19 protein-coding genes are annotated in these 20,582 nt (G+C 62.7%); 16 read left to right on the top strand and 3 right to left on the bottom strand.

The genetic code is table 11. The features are described from left to right. Positions 1-15 precede the first annotated feature (15 nt). The 6 genes from D2E23_RS01140 to mltG all read left to right on the top strand — a co-directional run bounded on the left by D2E23_RS01140 (position 16) and on the right by mltG (position 5,932). On the top strand, positions 16-693 hold the full coding sequence (locus D2E23_RS01140; protein WP_126029168.1) for a histidine phosphatase family protein: 678 nt from the start codon (positions 16-18) through the stop codon (positions 691-693). A 125-nt stretch (positions 694-818) separates the two neighbouring features. After that, on the top strand, positions 819-1,229 hold the full coding sequence (locus D2E23_RS01135; RefSeq protein WP_126029167.1) for a DUF948 domain-containing protein: 411 nt from the start codon (positions 819-821) through the stop codon (positions 1,227-1,229). A gap of 1 nt (position 1,230) precedes the next feature. Beyond that, positions 1,231-1,476, top strand: coding sequence for a hypothetical protein (locus D2E23_RS01130; RefSeq protein ID WP_126029166.1), 246 nt, complete (start codon positions 1,231-1,233; stop codon positions 1,474-1,476). A 96-nt stretch (positions 1,477-1,572) separates the two neighbouring features. Continuing rightward, positions 1,573-4,254, top strand: a complete 2,682-nt coding sequence (gene alaS / locus D2E23_RS01125) for an alanine--tRNA ligase (protein WP_126029165.1) — start codon at positions 1,573-1,575, stop codon at positions 4,252-4,254. A gap of 20 nt (positions 4,255-4,274) precedes the next feature. Beyond that, positions 4,275-4,742, top strand: coding sequence for a Holliday junction resolvase RuvX (gene ruvX / locus D2E23_RS01120; RefSeq protein ID WP_126029164.1), 468 nt, complete (start codon positions 4,275-4,277; stop codon positions 4,740-4,742). Then, a complete protein-coding gene (gene mltG, locus D2E23_RS01115; protein WP_126029163.1) occupies positions 4,742-5,932 on the top strand; it encodes an endolytic transglycosylase MltG in 1,191 nt (396 codons plus the stop codon). Before ruvX ends, mltG begins: the two co-directional genes overlap by 1 nt. A gap of 34 nt (positions 5,933-5,966) precedes the next feature. Here the strand turns inward: mltG and D2E23_RS01110 are convergent, their stop codons facing one another. Beyond that, positions 5,967-6,338, bottom strand: a complete 372-nt coding sequence (locus D2E23_RS01110; protein ID WP_241227163.1) for a peptidase A24 — start codon at positions 6,336-6,338, stop codon at positions 5,967-5,969. Between the two features lie 143 nt (positions 6,339-6,481). Here D2E23_RS01110 and aroC point away from each other — a divergent pair, with 143 nt between their 5' ends. From aroC to D2E23_RS01060, 10 genes are all read left to right on the top strand, one after another. Next, positions 6,482-7,669, top strand: a complete 1,188-nt coding sequence (gene aroC / locus D2E23_RS01105) for a chorismate synthase (RefSeq protein WP_126029161.1) — start codon at positions 6,482-6,484, stop codon at positions 7,667-7,669. A 14-nt stretch (positions 7,670-7,683) separates the two neighbouring features. Beyond that, positions 7,684-9,297 carry a bifunctional shikimate kinase/3-dehydroquinate synthase gene (locus D2E23_RS01100; protein ID WP_126029160.1) on the top strand — a complete coding sequence of 538 codons (1,614 nt, stop codon included), beginning with the start codon at positions 7,684-7,686 and terminating at the stop codon, positions 9,295-9,297. A gap of 20 nt (positions 9,298-9,317) precedes the next feature. Next, positions 9,318-9,764, top strand: a complete 447-nt coding sequence (gene aroQ / locus D2E23_RS01095) for a type II 3-dehydroquinate dehydratase (protein WP_126029159.1) — start codon at positions 9,318-9,320, stop codon at positions 9,762-9,764. 124 nt (positions 9,765-9,888) lie between these two features. Beyond that, complete coding sequence (locus D2E23_RS01090; RefSeq protein WP_126029158.1) at positions 9,889-11,550, top strand: CTP synthase; 1,662 nt, start codon at positions 9,889-9,891, stop codon at positions 11,548-11,550. 291 nt (positions 11,551-11,841) lie between these two features. Further along, complete coding sequence (gene sufB / locus D2E23_RS01085) at positions 11,842-13,347, top strand: Fe-S cluster assembly protein SufB (RefSeq protein WP_093959391.1); 1,506 nt, start codon at positions 11,842-11,844, stop codon at positions 13,345-13,347. 5 nt (positions 13,348-13,352) lie between these two features. Beyond that, positions 13,353-14,624: a Fe-S cluster assembly protein SufD gene (gene sufD, locus D2E23_RS01080; RefSeq protein WP_126029157.1), complete on the top strand. Its 1,272-nt coding sequence runs from the start codon at positions 13,353-13,355 to the stop codon at positions 14,622-14,624. Positions 14,625-14,646: 22 nt separating this feature from the next. Next, positions 14,647-15,426 (top strand): Fe-S cluster assembly ATPase SufC, encoded by a 780-nt coding sequence (gene sufC, locus D2E23_RS01075; protein WP_126029156.1) that lies wholly within the window; start codon positions 14,647-14,649, stop codon positions 15,424-15,426. Positions 15,427-15,580: 154 nt separating this feature from the next. After that, entirely contained in the window at positions 15,581-16,852 is a 1,272-nt protein-coding gene (locus tag D2E23_RS01070; RefSeq protein WP_126029155.1) for a SufS family cysteine desulfurase, read from the top strand. Between the two features lie 96 nt (positions 16,853-16,948). Then, positions 16,949-17,536, top strand: coding sequence for a Fe-S cluster assembly sulfur transfer protein SufU (gene sufU / locus D2E23_RS01065; protein ID WP_126029154.1), 588 nt, complete (start codon positions 16,949-16,951; stop codon positions 17,534-17,536). After that, a complete protein-coding gene (locus tag D2E23_RS01060) occupies positions 17,537-18,133 on the top strand; it encodes a metal-sulfur cluster assembly factor (RefSeq protein ID WP_126029153.1) in 597 nt (198 codons plus the stop codon). It begins immediately after the preceding gene. Positions 18,134-18,280: 147 nt separating this feature from the next. On the opposite strand, the gene glgC is transcribed toward D2E23_RS01060, so the two are convergent. Both glgC and D2E23_RS01050 read right to left on the bottom strand, forming a co-directional pair. Continuing rightward, the gene (gene glgC / locus D2E23_RS01055; protein ID WP_126029152.1) at positions 18,281-19,525 is read right to left on the bottom strand and encodes a glucose-1-phosphate adenylyltransferase; all 1,245 of its coding nucleotides are present in this window, start codon (positions 19,523-19,525) and stop codon (positions 18,281-18,283) included. Between the two features lie 187 nt (positions 19,526-19,712). Continuing rightward, complete coding sequence (locus D2E23_RS01050; RefSeq protein WP_126029151.1) at positions 19,713-20,579, bottom strand: TrmH family RNA methyltransferase; 867 nt, start codon at positions 20,577-20,579, stop codon at positions 19,713-19,715. Positions 20,580-20,582 lie beyond the last annotated feature (3 nt).

The raw sequence follows: 20,582 nt of genomic DNA, 5'->3' as shown, positions 1-20,582 counted from the left end.
GGGATAATCAAAGCTATGACGTTTCATCTGCATCTGGTCCGTCATGGACAGACCTATTTCAACCGGTACAACCGTCTGCAGGGCTGGTCGAACTCACCGCTGACCGAATCCGGCATCGCCGACGCCGAAAAGGCCGGCCATAAGCTGGAGGGTCTCGATTTCGCGGCGGCCTACTGCTCCGATACCACCCGCGCCGAACTGACCGCACGATCCATCCTCGACATCAACGAGCAGGCCGGCCATCAGCGTCCCGAACTGACCGTGGACATGCACTTCCGCGAGCAGTTCTACGGCTACTACGAAGGCCTCGACATGGCCATGGCATGGTACGCCGCCGGCGCGCCGCATGGAGTCAAGACCTACAACGCCATCGTGGAGAAGTTCGGTCTCGGTGCCACCAAGGACTTCCTCAAGGAAGCCGATCCGTTCCATGACGCCGAAAGCGAAACCGAATACTGGCGGCGTGTGGAGGGCGGCTTCGACATCATCGCCGCCAACCCCGCACTCAAGGACGGCGACGACGTGCTGGTGATCTCCCATGGCAACACGCTGCTCAGCCTGATGCATCGATTCGCGCCTGCCGGCTACGATCTGAGCGAACGCCCGGCGAACGGCAGCGTCACCGTGCTCGACTACGATCCGACCCGTCCGCTGGACGGCGGCGGCATCACCATCGTCTCCTACAATCAGTGAGCCGAGCGTGAACCGCCTGCGGCGAATAGGCGAATATAACGGTACTGTTCGCCGTAGGTGATAGCCTTTGGATTTGTATTGCGTCCGGGACGCGGGAAGTTGTCAAGGAAACGAGGTATTCGGCAATGGATATCGGTCAGATCGCCGGCCTGATCGCGGCCATCGCGTTCGCCATTCTGGCGGGATTCATGATCTACCCACTGATTCGTCTGGGCAAGCTGTTCGATCAGATCGCACAGACCGTCAAGGACACCGGAGACCATGCGCTTCCCGCCCTTGACGAGGGCGTGACCACCGTGCAGAAGGTCAATCGTTCCCTCGAGGATGTCAACACCATCTCCGATGCCGCGCAGCGTTCCGCCACGAACGTCGGTGCACTGACCGACCTGTATGGATCGTTCCTCGGCAAGCCGGTGATCAAGGCCGCCTCCGCCGTGTGGGCTCTCAAGGCTACGGCGCAGGACTTCCTGAACCGTCGCGCAGCCGGTCGCCATACCGAGCCGTCGCCGCTGTCCGACGCATCCAAGGGGGAGTAGCATGTTCAAACGCATCTTCTGGGTCTCGCTCGGCGTGGGCATCGGGATCATGGCCGTGACCAAGGCACAGGCCTACGTGAAGGCCCACACGCCCGAACCGGCACGACAGTTCGTGTTCGGTCCCGATGAGGAGCAGCCGCCCATCACCCTGCAGACGGTGCAGGCCCTGTTCGACGACTTCCAGCAGCATCGTCGAGACCGTGAGGACCAGCTCAACCGCGAATTCATCGAACGGACCGCCCGCTAGTCGATCGCAGGCCCAGTCCGCCGCGATCAGCATCAATAATTTTCGCGGGCCGATCGCCGTGCCCGCAAGCCAATCAATTAAAGGAGTCGCACGTCCATGCGCACATCGGAAATCGCCAAGCGATATCTGGATTACTTCTCGAAGCATGACCATCTGGTCGTTCCTTCGGCATCCCTGATCTCGCCGAACCCGACCACGCTGTTCACCATCGCCGGCATGGTGCCGTTCATCCCCTACCTGCTCGGTGAGCAGACGCCGCCGCGCAAGCGCATGGCCAGCAACCAGAAGTGCGTGCGCACGCTCGACATCGACGAAGTCGGCAAGACCACCCGCCACGGCACTTTCTTCCAGATGCTGGGCAACTTCTCCTTCGGCGACTACTTCAAGGAGGAGGCCATTCACTTCGCATGGGAGCTGCTGACCTCCCCGCAGAGCGAGGGCGGCTACGGCTTCGACCCGGAGAAGCTGTGGGTCACCACCTACACCGATGACGAGGAAGCCCGCTCCATCTGGAAGAACGAGGGCTTCGACCCCGAGCACATGCAGATCTTCGGCATGGAGGACAACTTCTGGACCACCGGTGGCCCCGGCCCCGGCGGCCCCTGCTCCGAGATCTACGTCGATCGTGGTCCCCAGTACGGCAAGGACGGCGGTCCCGCCGCCGACGAGACCCGATTCATCGAGATCTGGGATCTCGTGTTCGAAAACTACGAGGTCGACAACGTCAAGTCCAAGACCGACCTGCACATCGTGGGCGAGCTGGAGAACAAGAACATCGATACCGGTGCCGGCCTCGAGCGTCTCGCCTACCTGATGCAGGGCAAGGAGAACATCTACGAGACCGATGAGGTCTACCCGGTGATCGAGGAGGCCGAGCGCCTCTCCGGTCTGAAGTACGGCGAGAACGCCGACGCCGATGTGCGCTTCCGCGTGGTGGCCGACCACGTGCGTTCCGCTCTGATGATCATGAGCGACGGCGTGCGCCCGAGCAACGTGGGCCGCGGCTACGTGCTGCGTCGCCTGCTGCGTCGCACCGTGCGCTCCATGCGCATGCTGGGCGTCACCGACGAGGTGATGCCGCACCTGCTGCCCGTGTCCAAGAACGCCATGGCCCCCAGCTACCCGGAGCTTGAGACCACGTTCCACGAGGTCTCCGAATCCGCGTACGCCGAGGAGGATGCCTTCCGTCGCACGCTCGACAACGGCACGTCCATCCTCGACGTGGCCGTGAAGAAGGCCAAGAAGGAAGGCGCCGATCCGGTGGTGTCCGGCAAGGACGCCTTCACCCTGCACGACACCTACGGCTTCCCGATCGAGCTGACGCTCGAGATGGCCGCCGAACAGGGCGTGAAGGTAGACGAGGCCAAGTTCCGCGAGCTCATGAACGAGCAGAAGTCCCGCGCCCGCGCCGACGCGCTGAAGAAGCGCCACAACGTGGATCTGTCCGTGTACGACGACTTCAAGAAGACGCTTGAGGCGCCGCTCGAGTTCCTCGGCTACACCGACTTCTCCAGCCGCTCGAACGTGCTGGGCATCATTCAGGAGGGCAAGGGCTCCGTGGCGGCCGTCAGCGCCCCCGCCACCATCGAGGTCATCCTCGACCGCACCCCGTTCTATGCCGAGGCCGGCGGCCAGCTCGCCGATCAGGGCGAGATCCTGACCGATGACGGCGCCGTGCTCGAGGTCGACGACGTGCAGCACCCGATCAAGGGCCTGACCGTGCACCAGTGCCGCCTGACCGAAGGCACGCTGGTCCGTGGCGCCAAGGTCACCGCCACCATCGATCAGGAGCGTCGTGGCGCCATCGCCCGTTCCCACACCGCCACGCACATGGTGCACAAGGCGCTGCGCGAGGAACTGGGCCCGCAGGCCACCCAGCGTGGTTCCGAGGATGCTCCGAACAGGCTTCGCTTCGACTTCCAGTGGGGCAAGGCCCCGAGCAAGGACGTCATGAACGCCGTCGAGGCTCGTGTGAACGACCGTCTGCGTGACAACCTTGCCGTAACCACCCAGGAGATGAAGTTCGACGACGCCATCGCCCTTGGCGCCATGCACCTGTTCGGTGAGAAGTATGGCGACATCGTGCGCGTGGTCTCCATCGGCGAGGACGGCTGGAGCCGCGAGCTGTGCGGCGGTACCCACGTCGACCACGTCGGCAAGATCGGTGCCGTGTCCATCATGTCCGAGGCCTCCGTCGGCACCGGCGTGCGTCGTGTGGACGCCGTCGTCGGCCAGGGCGCCTACGACTTCCACGCCCGCGAGCATGCGCTGGTCTCCCAGCTGTCCGACAAGCTCAATGCCCGTCCGGACGAGCTGGCCGATCGCGTCAACGCTCTGCTGGCCAAGCTCAAGGAATCCGATCGCCGTCTGGCGGCCATGTACGAGAGCAACCTCGCCGCCCAGGTGCCGCAGATCCTCGAGACCGCCAAGGATTCCGCCGAAGACGTGGCCGTGGCAGTGAAGAACGTCGGCCATTTCGGCTCCGTCGATGCCCTGCGCAAGTCCGTCATGGACATTCGTGGTCGTTTCGGCGAATCCAAGCCGCTGGTGGTGGCTCTCGCCGGTGAAGGCGAGAATGGCAATCCGGTGATCATCGTGGCCACCAACGAGGCCGCGCGTGGCACCGGCATCAAGGCCGGCGATCTTGTCCGTACCGCATCCAAGACGCTCGGCGGCGGTGGCGGCGGCAAGCCCGACTTCGCCCAGGGCGGCGGTCAGGACGCCACCAAGATCGATGAGGCCCTCTCGTCCCTGAAGGCCCAGGTGCTCAAGCACTGATCAGCGGGACGGAGTATTCCATGTCATGTTGGTTGGGCGTGGATCTCGGTAACGCCCGGGTCGGACTCGCGAAGTCCGACCCGGAGCTTACCTTCGCGCACCCCATCGGCAATGTGCAGGTATGGGGAGACGATTATTTTCATGCGCTTGACGATGTCCTCGACGTCATCGAGGACGAGCGCATCATTCATGTGGTTGTAGGCCATCCTTTGCAATTGGATGGCACCGAAGGCAAAAGCGCCAAGAAGGCTCGACGCTGGGCCAAGGCCTTGGAACGCCGTCTCGACGAGGACGGCATCGCCGCCACGGTAGAATTGTTGGACGAACGGTTGACGACGGTCGACGCGCACCGTCAGCTTCGCGAGGCCGGGCTCAGGACCCGTGACCATCGGCCGAGCATAGACCAGCAGTCCGCCGTGGTGCTGCTGCAGGAGGCTTTGGATACGAACGCGCGCAAACGCACGGATATAGCGGGTATGGAGGTTTGATGGCCGACGACGATATGCAGGACTTTTTCGCTGAACAGGCCGAATGGGTCGGCGGGGACGGTGAGCCCGAGTCCGCCTCCAACACCCCTCCGCGTCCTCCTCGCTCCCGCAAGGAGATGCAGAAGTATCGGCGCAAGCAGCAGCGAGCCCGGCAGATCAAGGTCATCATCGCGGTGGTGTTCGTCGTTCTGGTCGGTCTATGCGGCTGGCTGCTGTTCTCCAAACTGGGGGCGGTCCGTAACGCCGTGGAGGTCACCCGTACCGAGGCCGCGGACTATCCCGGTCCCGGCTCCGGTGATGTGGAGTTCACCGTGGAAAGCGGCCAGAACAGCGTGCAGATCGGCGACAATCTGGAGAAGAAAGGCATCGTCAAATCCAGCGCGGCATTCCAGCAGGCGGTGCGTAACGCCGGTCTTGAGAATCATCTGCAGCCGGGCGTGTTCGAACTGAAGTACCGTATGAAGGCCGACGCTGTGGTGAAGGTGCTTACCGATTCCAGCAAGGCCAAGGGCTTCCTCGTGGTCAATTCCGGTGAGCGGCTCAGCGCCGTGCTGGATCAGGCCGCCGAACTTTCTGGCATCGACCGTTCGGAATTCCAAGCCATCATTGACAACAAGGGCGACGGCATTCTTCCCGCCGAGGCGGGAGGCAGCTTCGAAGGCTGGCTGGAACCCGGAAACTACAACGTCAAGGATCAGAAGTCGGCCGAAGCCATCATGAAGATGATGGTCGAGAAGCGTATCACCAAGCTCGACCAGCTTGGCGTGCCCACCGGCGACGACAGGGAGCGCATCCTCAAGATCGCGTCCATCGCCGAAGGCGAGGTGAACAAGTCCGACTACTACGGCAAGGTAACCCGGGTGATCGAGAACCGACTCGCCAAGGACATGCCGCTCGGTATGGATTCCGTGATCGCCTACGGCAACAACGTCGAACCGCGTGCACTGACCAAGGCGATGCTCAACGACACCAGCAATCCCTACAATTCCCGTTCCCAGAAGGGACTGCCGCCAACCCCCATCAATCAGCCGGGCGACAACGCCATCAAGGCTGCGATGAATCCGGAGGAAGGCGACTGGCTGTACTTCGTGACCGTCAACCTCGATACGGGTGAAACGAAGTTCACCGCCGACGAGAACGAATTCCAGCAGTTCTCCAAGGAATACGAGGCATGGGAGGCCGAGAACTAGGCCGTTGGATTTTGCGGGCTTGCGGCGACACGAATCAGAGCGTGAACGCCAGCACCACGATCACCGCGGACAGCACGATCGCCGGGGCAAAGGGAATGGAATCCCTGCCCCGGCGTTGCTGTATGCCCAGCATGAGCAGGCCGAGCGTTCCCATCAGAAGCCACCAGACCAACACGGCCTCCACGCCGAACCATCCCACGGCGAGCCCCATCATCAGCGTGCATGTCACGTCGCCGAATCCCAACGTTCCCGGACGGATCATCGCCAGCAGCAGCTGCACCGCCGCGGATCCCAGAGCAAGACCCAAACCTATGATCAACGGCGACCATCGTCCTGCCACCGCACACCATGCGACCATGCATATCACCTGCGTCAGCAGACCGGCTGCGATCACCGCACGTGGCACCCGACGTGTCCGTATATCGGTACACGTCACCACAAATCCGGCTACTGCTGTAGGAATGAAAAGGTACGTCATTACTCGTAAGATATACCGAGGTTGAACGACAAACGTTCGACCGGAAATATACGTTGACAAAGGAGCGGGAGATGTTGCGCTGGCAGACGGCTGGAGAATCACATGGCGAGGCGCTGGTGGCCATGATCGAGGGATTGCCGTCCGGCGTGGCCGTCACATCCCAGGACATCAAGGACGCGTTGGCGCGCCGCCGTCTGGGGTATGGACGCGGTGCCCGCATGAAGTTCGAAGAGGATAAGGTGCGCATGCTCACCGGCGTGCGTCACGGTTCCACGCTGGGTTCCCCGGTCGCCATTGAGATCGCCAACACCGAGTGGCCCAAGTGGACCGAGGTCATGAGCGCCGATCCGCTTGATCACGATATCCCTCGTGAGGGACGCAATGCGCCGTTGAGCCGTCCGCGTCCCGGTCACGCCGATCTTACCGGCATGCGCAAGTACGGATTCGACGACGCCCGTCCCGTGCTGGAACGCTCCAGCGCGCGTGAGACTGCATCCCGTGTGGCGCTGGGCGCCGTGGCCGCCAAGTTCCTTGAACAGACGCTGGGCATTCGTACCGTCGCCCATGTGATCTCCATTGGTGGTGCCGGTGTTGATGACAACGCCCCGCTGCCGACCCCCGACGATGTGGCGGCGCTCGACGCGTCTCCGGTCCGCACCCTCGACAAGGAAGGCGAGGCCCGCATGGTGGCCCGCATCGACGAGATCAAGAAGAGCGGCGATACGGTCGGTGGCGTGATCGAGGTGCTGGCCTACGGCGTGCCCGCCGGACTGGGCACCTACGTGGAGTCCGATCGTCGTCTCGACGCCGCTCTGGCCGGTGCGGTCATGGGCATCCAGGCGATCAAGGGTGTGGAGATCGGCGACGGCTTCCTTGAGGCGGTCCGTCCCGGTTCTCAGGCCCACGATGAGATCGTGACCGACGAGAACGGCCGCATCACCCGTCTGTCCAACCGTGCCGGCGGCATCGAAGGCGGCATGTCGAACGGCCAGCCGATTCGCGTGCGCGCCGCCATGAAGCCCATTCCGTCGATTCCGCGTGCGCTGCGTACCGTGGACGTGCTGACCGGAGAGACCGCACAGGCCATCAACCAGCGTTCCGACACCACGGCCGTACCCGCCGCATCCGTGGTGGCCGAGGCCATGGTCCGTCTGACGCTCGCTCGGTTCGTGCTGGAGAAGTTCGGCGGTGATTCGGTGGACGAGATCCGCCGTAACGCCGAGGCCTATCTGGCATCCTGGCCCGAGCACATGCGTTAGGGGGAGAGCCTGACATGACGTTGATTCCCAAGGCCGTGCTCATCGGCATGCCGGGAGCGGGCAAGACCCGCATCGGTCAGGATGTGGCCGAACTGCTGGACGTGGAGTTCGTGGATTCCGATGTGGAGATCGAGGAACGCGAAGGCGTGAAGATCCCTCAGATCTTCGAGACCCGAGGCGAAGCGGAGTTCCGTCGCATCGAGGCGGACACGATCCTCGAATATCTGCACGATTTCGACGGTGTGCTGTCACTGGGTGGAGGCGCCCCGATGACCGACCGGGTCTATGACGCGCTGGAGTCCTATATCGGGGAGGGCGGCACCGTCGCCTACCTCGACGCGGATCCTAACGAGGCCATCGCCCGCGCATCCCGTTCCGGCAACAGGCCCCTTCTGGCCGACGGCGCTGCGAAGAAATGGCGGAAGCTCTATTCCCAGCGTCGCCCGGTATTTGAACGTCTGGCGAATTGCATTGTGCATACGAAAGGAAAGAATCCTATGCAGGCGGCACAGAACATCGCCGATTCCGCGAATGAACGTGTGGTGCACGTCACGGGTGCGGATCCGTATGACGTGCGCATTGGCGCACATGTGGGCAATCATCTGGCCGAGGTGCTGGGCGACAAGCCGGTACGCATCGCCCTGATCCACACCACGCCGGTCCAGCGACATTCCGACCGGGCGCGTACGCTGCTGCGTCGCGCCGGCTATCAGGTGTCCGACATCACCATCCCCGACGCCGAAGCCGGCAAGACCATCGAGGTGGCCAACGGCATCTGGAAGCGTCTGGGTGAGGAGGGCTTCACCCGTTCCGACGCCGTGGTGGGTCTCGGTGGAGGCGCGGCCACCGATCTGGCCGGCTTCGTCGCCGCCACCTGGATGCGTGGCATCCGCTACGTGAACTGCCCGACCTCGCTGCTGGCCATGGTCGATGCGTCCACGGGCGGCAAGACCGGCATCAACACCGAGGCCGGCAAGAACCTGGTCGGCTCGTTCTACACGCCGGCCGGCGTGCTCGCCGACCTGACCACGCTCGCCACGCTGCCGAATGACATCTTCGTCGAAGGTCTGGGCGAGGTGGCCAAGTCCGGCTTCATCATGGACACCGAGATCCTGCGCATTCTCGAGGAGAACGCCGAGGCGCTGCGCACCTTCGATCCCGAGCACGTGTCCGACGAGCTCGAGCATGTGATCGCCGAACTCATCGAGCGTACCGTGCGGGTCAAGGCGCATCACGTCTCCTCCGATCTCAAGGAGAAGGGACTGCGCGAGTTCCTCAACTACGGTCATACCATGGGGCACGCCATCGAGAAGCTCGAGCACTTCCGCTGGCGTCACGGCAACGCCGTGGCCGTCGGCATGGTCTACGCCGCCGAACTGGCCCACCTGCTCGGCTACATCGATCAGGATCTCGTGGACTACCATCGTTCGCTGCTGTCCTCGCTCGGCCTGCCGACCTCGTGGGACGGCGGCAGCTTCGAGGACGTGCTCGCACTCATGCACCGAGACAAGAAGGCCCGCGGCAACATGCTGCGCTTCGTGGTGCTCGATCGCCCCGGACATGTCATCCATCTGGACAACCCGCCGGCCGATGCCGTTGAAGAGGCCTTCCGCCGCATTCAGCGGTAACGGCAGCAAAGGAGAAGAACATGACCAAAGTCATCGTTGTCAACGGACCTAATCTCGGTCGCCTCGGCGTGCGTCAGCCGGATGTCTACGGCCGTCAGGATCTTGAGGAGCTCCGCCGCCTGTGCACCGAGTGGGGTGCGGAACTCGGTCTCGACGTGGAGGTGCGTCAGACCGACGACGAGGCCGAGATGGTCCATTGGATGCATCAGGCCGCCGACGAGAAGACCCCGGTGGTGATGAACCCCGCCGCGTTCACCCATTACTCGTACGCGCTGTCCGACGCCGCGCACATGGTCGGCGACGCCGGACTGCCGCTCATGGAGGTGCACATCTCCAACCCGTCCGCCCGCGACGAGTTCCGCAAGCGCTCCGTGATCAGCCCCGTGGCCACCGGTACCATCACCGGCATGGGCTTCTTCGGATACCGGCTCGCCCTCGAGGCCGTGGCGCACATCGTCAACGGCTGAACGGTCAACGCCTGAACGAATTCGATAACGCTCACTCCAGTCGGCTCAGCGGTCGTGCATGAACACGATCGCTGAGCCGACTGCGAACACGCCGCGTCTCAAGGCGATGATAAAGTGAAATTCCATGGTTAGAAGAAAACATGGCATCGCGCAAGAGCACATCACCAAGCACATTTTCGTCACCGGCGGAGTTGTGTCGTCGCTCGGCAAGGGACTCACGGCATCATCCCTCGGCCGACTCCTCCGTAGTCGTGGCATCCATGTGCTTCAGCAGAAGCTCGACCCTTACATCAACGTTGATCCGGGTACCATGAACCCGTTCCAGCACGGCGAGGTCTACGTGACCGAGGACGGTGCAGAGACGGATCTCGACATCGGCCACTACGAGCGCTTCCTTGACGTGTTCCTTTCCCAGAAAGCCAACGTCACCACCGGTCAGGTGTATCAGGAGGTGCTGCGCAAGGAACGCGCCGGCGAGTACCTCGGCCAGTGCGTGCAGGTCATTCCGCACATCACCAATGAGATCAAGTCCCGTATGCGCGCCCAGGCGTCCGACGACGTCGACGTGATCATCACCGAGATCGGCGGCACCGTCGGCGATATCGAAAGCCAGCCGTTCCTGGAGGCCGCCCGCGAGGTGCGTCGTGACATCGGTTCCGACAACTGCATGTTCGTGCACGTGTCTCTCGTGCCGTACATCGCCGCCGCCCACGAGCTGAAGACCAAGCCCACCCAGCATTCCGTCATGATGCTGCGTCAGCTCGGCATCGCTCCCGACGCTCTGGTGCTGCGTTCCGACCGTCCGCTGTCCCAGTCCATCAAGGACAAGATCAGCCTCATGTGCGACGTGGACGAGGAGGGCGTGGTCAACTGCGTGGACGCCCCGAGCATCTACGACGTGCCGAAGACCCTGTTCAACGAGGGTCTCGACGCCTACGTGGTGCGTGAGCTCGGTCTGCCGTTCCACGATGTGAACTGGGCCGAATGGTCCGACCTGCTCGACCGTGTGCACCACCCCAAGCATGAGGTGAACGTGGCCATCGTGGGCAAGTACATCGATCTGCCCGATGCCTACCTGTCCGTCACCGAGGCCATCAAGGCCGGCGGCTTCGCCAACTGGGCCAAGGTCAACGTCGAATGGGTCGCTGCCGACGAGTGCGAGACCGAGGAAGGCGCCGCCAAGGCGCTGGCCGACGTCGACGGCATCGTGATCCCCGGCGGCTTCGGCATCCGCGGCATCGACGGCAAGATCGGCGCCCTCAAGTACGCCCGTGAGCACCGTCTGCCCGCTCTGGGCCTGTGCCTGGGTCTGCAGTCCATGGTCATCGAATACGCCCGCCACGTCCTCGGCCTCGAGGATGCCAACTCCTCCGAGTTCGAGCCGGATTGCGCCAACCCGGTCATCGCCACCATGGAGGAGCAGAAGGACATCGTCGCCGGCAAGGGCGACATGGGCCACACCATGCGACTGGGCAGCTACCCGGCCGTGCTGGAGGAGGGCTCCCTCGCCGCACAGCTGTATGGCACCACGCATGTCACCGAACGTCACCGTCACCGTTACGAGGTGAACGTGGCCTACAAGGATCGTCTGCGCGAGGCCGGTCTGCGTATCTCCGGCCAGAGCCCGGACGGCGAGCTCACCGAGTTCGTGGAACTGCCGCAGGACGTGCACCCGTTCTACATCGCCACGCAGGCCCACCCGGAGTTCAAGTCCCGCCCGACCAAGCCGCACCCGCTGTTCGCCGGTCTGGTCAAGGCCGCGCTCGATCATCAGGCCACGCACTGATCGGGGCTCGTCGGTCAATCCATGATCCAACCGATCGGTTCGACGACCGCCGATGAGCTATGAAGCCCGCCGTGCATTACGCATACGGCGGGCTTCGTCGTATTCCGCGTCCGACGGACACAGCGGCTTTGTAATCTTTCTCACGTTTGCCGATGGATAATTCACGGAATGCCGATTAGTGTTGTTCGTGATGTTCTGTTAGGTTTGCTACTGACAGAAAGCACTTTCGTCAAGGCTCCGGCGTCCATGATCACGCCGGACGATGGGAGGAAACTCAAGGTGACGGATGAAATGACGTCGCAGGAGACCCCGGACAAGGGCTCCGCGGCGGCTGACGTGGAGATGAGCCAGTATGTGGCCGACCGTTCCCGCGTCAACGAGGACAAGATCAAGCAGGATGACGAGATCATCTCGCAGTTCGGCGATTACAGCTACGGATGGCATGATTCCGATGCCGCCGGCGAGGCCGCGAAGCGAGGCATCGACGAGGACGTGGTAAGGGCCATCTCCGCCGACAAGGGCGAGCCCGAGTGGATGCTCGACATGCGTCTGCGCGGATACAAGGCGTTCCTCGAGAAGCCGATGCCCGAATGGGGCGTGGACCTTTCCGGCTTCAACGCCGACGACTTCAAGTACTACGTCAAGCCGATCGACAAGCAGGCCAAGAGCTGGGACGAGCTGCCCGACGACATTCGCAGCACCTACGATCGACTGGGCATCCCCGAGGCCGAGAAGAAGCGTCTGGTTTCCGGCGTGGCCGCCCAGTACGAGTCCGAGGTCATCTACAACTCCATTCAGGAGGATCTCAAGAAGCAGGGCGTGATCTTCGTCGACACCGATACCGCCGTGCGTGAATACCCGGATCTGGTGAAGAAGTACTTCGCCACCGTGGTGCCGCCGGAGGATAATAAGTTCGGCGCGCTCAACACGGCCGCATGGTCCGGCGGATCGTTCGTCTACGTGCCGAAGGGCGTGCACGTGGATATCCCGCTGCAGGCGTACTTCCGTATCAACACCCCGGCCATGGGACAGTTCGAACGTACGCTGATCATCGCCGACGAAGGCTCCTACGTGCATTACGTCGAGGGCTGCACCGCCCCGATCTGGTCCGAGGACTCGCTGCACGCCGCCATCGTGGAGATCGTGGTCGAGAAGCACGCCCGCGTGCGCTACACCACCGTGCAGAACTGGTCGAACAACGTGTACAACCTCGTCACCCAGCGCGCCTACGTGCGTGAGGGCGGCACCATGGAATGGGTCGACGGCAACATCGGCTCCAAGGCCACTATGAAGTACCCGGCCTGCATTCTCGCCGAACCGTACGCCAAGGCGGAAACCATGTCGCTCGGCTTCGCTGGCAAGGGACAGTATCAGGACACGGGCGCCAAGATGATCCATCTGGCCCCGCACACCAGCTCCACCATCGTCGCCAAGTCCATCTCCCGTGGCGGTGGACGCTCCGCGTACCGTGGCTTGGTCAAGATCGTCAAGGGCGCCGAGGGCTCCAGCTCCTCCGTGGTCTGCGACGCGCTGCTGGTCGACGACTACTCCCGTTCCGACACATACCCGCATGTGGACGTGCGTGAAGACGACGTCTCCATGGCCCACGAGGCCACCGTCTCCAAGGTCTCCGAGGACCAGCTCTTCTACCTGATGAGCCGCGGCCTTGAGGAGAAGGAGGCCATGGGCATGATCGTGCGTGGATTCGTCGAGCCGATCAGCCGTGAGCTGCCCATGGAATATGCGCTCGAACTCAACCGCTTGGTGGAACTGCAGATGGAAGGATCGGTGGGCTGATACCGATGACAGACGAAAACAAGGTCGAAACCGTCGGCGACGGCACCGTGCGTGACATCGCCGCCGAACTCAATATTCCCGTCGCTGACCTCAATGATCCCTACGCCGTGCCGGCCCTCATGCCGTCCAGCGCGGATAAGGCGATCCGTTCGTTCGAGGCCGGCGACTTCGCCGTTCCCACGCGCAAGCAGGACGATTGGCGTTTCACTCCCGTCGACCGCATCACGGAGTTCTTCGACGTGTTCAAGCCCAGTGGCGAGACCACGATCGAAGTGTCCACCATCGACGGCACCGAGCTCGCGGCGGACAACGTGAAGCTGTACCAGACCGCGATTGGCGAAGCCCCCTCCGGCACCGTCTCCAAGCCGAACGACCGCGTGTCGGCCGTCGAATGGCAGTCCGGCTCCACTGCCACCGTGGTGGAGCTGACCGGCGAACTCGCCGTGCCCGTGCTCATCAAGATCACCGGCGCCGGCGACGAGCTCGACGCTCTGCATCTGGTGATCAAGGCCGACGACAAGGCGCACGGCGACGTGATCATCGAACACACCGGCCATGCCCGTCTCGCCGAAGGCGTGGAGATCACCACCGGCAAGGATTCGCACATCTCCACCACGTTCGTGCAGGAATGGGACAAGACCAGCAAGCACGTCGGCAACCATCGCATCCATGTGGGCGAAGGCGCCAGCCTGCGCCACTCCGTCGTCACGCTCGGCGGCGACGTGGTGCGTATCCGCATGGACCAGGACTTCGGCGGTCCCCAGGGTGATCTCAACATGCTCGGCATCTACTTCGTGGATCCCGGACAGCACATCGAGCACCGCACGATGGTGGTGCACAACCACCCCGAATGCAAGTCCCGCGTGGTCTACAAGGGCGCGCTCGACGGCAAGGACGCCCACTCCACGTGGGTCGGCAACGCGCTGATCGAACCGACCGCCCCCGGCACCGACTCCTACGAGCTCAACCGCAACCTGGTGCTCACCCCGGGCGCCGTGGCCGACTCCGAACCGAACCTGGAGATCGAGAACGGCAACATCGTGGGTGCGGGCCACGCCAGCTCCGTCGGACGCTTCGACGACGAGGAGCTGTTCTACCTGCAGTCCCGTGGCATTCCCGAAACCGAGGCTCGCAAGCTCGTGGTACGCGGATTCTTCGCCGAACTGATCGAAGAAATCGGCATCCCGTCCATTTCCGAACATCTGATGACCGTCATCGACCGCAGGCTCGCCAAGGGCGAGAGCGCAGCCATGGCACAGGTCCTCGAAGACAAGTAACGACGAAATAGGAGATTTTGAAATGTCCACATTGGAGATCAAGGACCTGTACGCCTCGGTGGAGACCAAGGACGGACGCAAGCAGATCCTCAAGGGCGTGAACCTCACCGTCAACTCCGGCGAGACCCACGCTATCATGGGCCCCAACGGCTCCGGCAAGTCCACCCTGGCCTACACGCTGGCCGGCCACCCCAAGTACGAGGTGGACTCCGGCCAGGCGTTGCTCGATGGCGTCGACCTGCTGAAGATGACCCCGGACGAGCGTGCCAAGGCCGGCCTGTTCCTGGCCATGCAGTACCCGGTGGAAGTGCCGGGCGTGTCCATGACGAATTTCCTGCGCACCGCCAAGACCGAGGTGGACGGCAAGGCGCCGGCCATCCGTACCTGGGCCAAGGAGCTCGGCGAGGCGATGAAGAAGCTGCGCATGGATCCGAAGTTTGCATCCCGTTCCGTGAACGAAGGCTTCTCCGGCGGTGAGAAGAAGCGCGCCGAAGTACTGCAGCTCGAGCTGCTCAAGCCCAAGTTCGCCATCCTCGACGAGACCGACTCCGGCCTCGACGTCGACGCCCTGCGCATTGTGTCCGAAGGCGTCAACCGTGCCAAGGAGAACACCGGCCTTGGCATCATGATGGTGACGCACTACACCCGCATCCTCAAGTACATCAAGCCCGACATCGTGCACGTGTTCGCCGACGGCCACTTCGTGAAGACCGGCGGCCCCGAGCTGGCCGACGAGCTGGAGGAGAACGGCTACGACCAGTATCTGCCGGAGGGCGCGGATTCCGAAAGCGCCCTGGCGTAAGGTACTTGGTTGGTCGCCGAGGGGCGGGACGCATGATGTGCGACACACTCAAGGCCGTTTGGCCGAGCCTACAGTCGAACATCATGCGTCCCGCCCCTCGGCTCACGTACAACTACTGGCTTACTGAAGCGAAAAGGATAAATTAGGGGGAATTATGGTTGATTTTGCGGCTATTCGGGGGGAATTCCCGATTCTGGATCAGCAGATCCATGGTCATCCGCTGGTGTATCTGGATTCGGCGGCCACGTCGCAGAAGCCCCAGACGGTCATCGACGCGGAGTCCGAGTTCTATAGGACCATCAACGCCGGCGTGCACCGTGGAGCGCACGAACTGGCCGCGTTGAGCACGGAGGCGTTCGAGCAGGCTCGTGCCAAGGTCGCCGCACTGGTCGGAGCGAATGCGGCGGAAGGCGAGGAGGAGATCGTCGTCACCGCCGGCGCCACGGCAGGCCTGAATCTACTGGCCACCGCCATCGGCAACGCTTCGCTGGGTCGTGGGGGAGACGCGGCGAAGCGCTTCGCACTCAAGCCCGGGGATGAGATCGTGGTCAGCAAGGCCGAACATCATTCCGTCCTGCTGCCGTTCCAGGAGCTTGCCGCTCGCACCGGCGCCACCTTCAAGTGGTTCGATCTGGACGAGGAAGGGCGCGTACGTTCCGACACCGCGGATGAAGTGATCACCGAGCGCACCAAGGTCGTGGCCATCACCCATGTGGGCAACACCACGGGCGCCATCACCGACATCGCGCCGATCATCCGCCGTGCGCATGAGGTGGGTGCGATCTTCATTCTTGATGCCTGCCAGTCCGTGCCGCATCTGGCCGTGGACTTCCATGCGCTGGACGTGGACTTCGCCGCCTGGAGCGCCCACAAGATGTACGGACCTACCGGCGTCGGATTCCTGTACGGCAAGCGTGAGCTGCTCGAGGCCCTGCCTCCGGCCAACTTCGGCGGATCGATGGTCGAGCTGGCCTGGATGGACAAGCCGGCCCAGTACATGGCGCCGCCGGCTCGATTCGAGGCTGGCACCCAGCCCGTCGCCCAGGTGGTGGCCGCCGGTGTGGCCGCCGATTGGATGCGTGCCGTGGGCATGGAGAACATCGAGGCGCATGAGAAGACCATCGCCGCTGAACTGCTCAAGCTTGGTGACATCGACGGCGTACGCATCCTCGGACCGCGCGAGAACGTGAACCGCATCGGTACGGTGGCCTTCGATGTGCAGGGCGTTCACCCGCATGACGTCGGCCAGTTCATCGATGCGCAGGGCATCGCCATTCGCGTGGGTCATCATTGCGCCCAGCCGGTGCACCGTCATTTTGGACTGTTCGCGTCCAACCGTGCGTCGAGCGGCGTGTACAACTCGGTGCAGGATGCCCAGGCGCTGGTGGAGGCCGTCGGCAAGGTGCGTGCCTTCTTCCGCGTCTGAGACGCGGACGGGACCGATCTCGTTCATCATCGCCATCATTTTCGCTGGAAGAAGTACGGCGCGTCCAAGTCAGGGCGCGCCACTAGGTTAGAGGGCATGGCAGATTACGGAATGAGTAGCGAAGAGCTCGAGCAGATGTATCAGGAGGTCATCCTCGAGGCTTCGAAAACACCGCACGGCAAGGTGAGTTTCACCGCCGGAGACGGTCAGCAGGCGACCATTGGCGTGGATAGCCTCAGCGCCGGTGAAAGCACGTTGAGCGCGACCCACGAGTACTGTGTGCCGGCGCAGTCCCATCAGTTCAACCCCACCTGCGGCGACGAAGTCACCGTGCGCGTGGAGATCTCCGATGGTACCGACGGCAAACCCCAGCACATCGAGCATCTGGTCTGGGATGGTCAGGGATGTTCCATCTCGCAGGCCAGCCTTTCGATTATGGTTGATCTTGTAGACGGCAAGACCGTGGACGAGGCCATGGAGCTGTTCCACGCATTCCACAAGCTTATGGAATCACGTGGAGCCGGTCTTGACGATGAGGCGATGGAGGAGGAGCTCGGCGACGCCGTGGTCTTCCAGGGTGTTTCCCGCTATCCGATGCGCATCAAGTGCGCACTGCTCGGATGGGAGGGTCTGAAGGACTCCATGGCACAGGCATTGGCTCAGATGAACGCAAAGGAGGCGTAAATGGGCGATAACAGCAATCTGGTACCCGAGCCCACGGATTCGATCTTCGCGTCCGTGGAACGTGCACTGGGTGATGAGAAGGCGGCTCGTCAGGTGATGGCGAACCCGAATCTCGCCGGCAGTGTGCAGGCGAACAAGGGCGATGAGTCCGCGGCTGCTGCGGCCGACACCTGTGGCTGCGGCAACGACCACGGTGCATGCGGTTGCGGGGGAGAGGATCCCGAGGACGGCGGCATCGAACTGAAGGCTGTGGACGACATCGGCCGCGCCACCGCCAAGGATGTGCGTGAGGCGATGCATCAGGTCATCGATCCCGAGCTTGGCATTGACGTGATCGATCTCGGTCTGGTGTACGGCATCGAGATCGATGAACTCGGCAGGGCCATCATCACCATGACCCTCACCACGCCGGCGTGCCCGCTCACCGATCTCATCGAGGACGAGACCGCGAGCGTGCTGGCCGGACTGGTCGAGGAGTTCCGCATCGATTGGACGTGGACTCCGCCGTGGACGATCGACAAGATCACTCCCGAGGGTCAGGCCCAGCTTTCCGCATTGGGCTTCAACTTCAACAACCTGCCCACGTACGGTGCGTGATCGACGATCCTGATACAGGGGACGTTCTTCGGAGCGTCCCCTTTTTGTAATGTGTTCGTATGGCGTATGATCTTCGTCTACGAAAAAAGTCCGAACCCGCCATGACAAATGGGGGTTCGGACTTTTTCATGTCCTCACAGGAATGGATCAGTCGGTGACGATCGTACCCTTCGGCACCACGGTGATGCCTTCGGCGGTCACCGTGAAGCCGCGCTCGAGATCGCGTTCGGTGTCGATGCCGACGGTCGCGTTCTCCGTGAGCACGACGTTCTTATCCAGAATCGCCTTGTACACGCGTGCACGACGGTTGATCGTGACGTTGTTGAACAGGATCGAATCGACGATCTGCGACCAGGAGTGGATGCGCACGTTCGGGGAGATGACCGAATGATGCACTTCACCACCGGAGATGATCACGCCGGGGGAGATGATCGAATCGGTGGCGTGGCCGAGACGGTCACGGCCGGCGTGCACGAACTTTGCCGGCGGCAGCGATCCGGAGTAGGTGTAGATCGGCCAATCCGTGTTGTACAGATTGAACTCCGGCACGTAGGCGATCAGATCCATGTGGGCATCGTAGAACTGCTTGATCGTACCCACGTCACGCCAGTAGGCGTGATCCTTCTCGGTGGATCCGGGGATCTCGTTGGTCGTGAAGTCATAGACGCCGGCCTCGCCGCGAGAGGCGAAGTAGGGGGCGATATCGCCGCCCATGTCGTGCTTGGTGTCCTTGGCCTTCTCGTCCTTGCGCAGCGCATCGAACAGGGCGTCGGTGTTGGCGACGTAGTTGCCCATGGAGGCCAGCATCATCGACGGATCGTCCGGCAGGCCCTGCGTGGTGGCGGGCTTCTCCTCGAAGTGGGTGATGAGGCCCGGATGGTTCGGATCGGTATTGATCACGCCGAACTGGTTCGACTGACTGATCGGCTGGCGGATGCCGGCCACCGTGAACTCGGCGCCGGATTCGATGTGCGATTCCACCATCTGCTGGAAGTCCATGCGGTAGACGTGATCGGCGCCCACGATCACCACGATGTCGGGCTTGACGTCCTCGATGATGTTGATCGTCTGATAGATGGCGTCGGCGGAGCCGAGATACCAGTGCTTGCCGAGACGCTGCTGGGCGGGAACGGGGGAGACGTAGTTACCGAGCAGCGAGGAGAAGCGCCAGACCTGGGAGATGTGACGGTCAAGTGAGTGGGACTTGTACTGCGTGAGCACGATGATGTGGCGGAAATCAGAGTTCACCAAGTTGCTCAGCGGGAAGTCGATCAGGCGGAACACGCCGCCGAACGGCACGGCCGGCTTGGCTCGATCACGGGTGAGCGGCATCAGACGCGTGCCTTCGCCACCTGCCAGCACTATCGAGAGCACTTTCGGGTTTCTCTTCATGGGTATCCCCTGCCTTCTACTCGTCGGTGAGTTGAAACAATGCCTCTATAATCTCACAAAAATCGTGATTATGTGCATGGGTGTTGGGGGTGTTGCGGGTTTTCGTTAATCGTTTGCCGTGCCGTTACCCGCCAGCCATGTTCAAATTCCGGGAAAATGTTCAAGCGACACGCCGGTGCGCTTGTGATCAGCGTCGGCGCGTCGCCCAGAACGTGACGGCGCTGGAAGCCGCGACATTCAGGCTGTCCACGTCGTGACCCATGGGGATCTTCACGGTCAGGTCGGCGTTGGCGATGGTATGGCGGCTCAGCCCGTCGCCTTCGGTGCCGAAGATCATCGCCAGACGATCGATGTGTCCCGGAGTGTCGGGCGTGTTGTTCAGACGTTCCACCAGATCGTCCAGACCGATGGAGTCGTCGGTGAGCGCCAGCGCGGCCGTGGTCAGGCCACATTCGTGCAGCTGCTTCAGGCCCTTCCACGGCCAATAGTGCGTGTCGTCGCCGCCGATGCGCGTCCACGGCACCTGGAACACCGTGCCCATGGAGACTCGCGCGGCACGACGGTACAGCGGATCTCCGCATGACGGCGTGACCAGTACGGCGTCCACGTCGAGTGCGGCCGCCGAGCGCATGAGCGCGCCGACGTTGGTGGGGTCCACGATGTTCTCCATCACGGCAACGCGCGACGCATTGCGGCAGATATCCTCCACGCTGGGCAGCGTCCAGCGGCGCATGGTGGCCAGCGCACCGCGATGCAGACGGTATCCGGTGATTCGCTTGAGTTCTTCGCTGGTGGCGATGTACACGGGAATGTCGGAGCCCCAGCGTTCGTCGACCTGAGTGAATTCCGGCTCCATGCCGGCCAGCCATGATTCCTCGACCAGGAACGATACCGGCTCCACGTCGGCGGCGAGTGCGCGATCGATCACTTTGGGGGATTCCGCAATGAACATGCCCATGGACGGTTCGAGGCGATTGCGCAGCTGCGGTTCGGTCAGGTGGGTGAACGATGCAAGTCGTTCGTCGTCGATGGAGTCGATGTGAATGTAGCGCATGAT

Origin of the sequence: Bifidobacterium callimiconis (assembly GCF_003952005.1) — a bacterium.
Taxonomy (GTDB): domain Bacteria; phylum Actinomycetota; class Actinomycetes; order Actinomycetales; family Bifidobacteriaceae; genus Galliscardovia; species Galliscardovia callimiconis.
The sequence above is the reverse complement of the archived record's forward strand: the minus strand, read 5'-3'. Positions and strand labels throughout refer to the sequence as shown.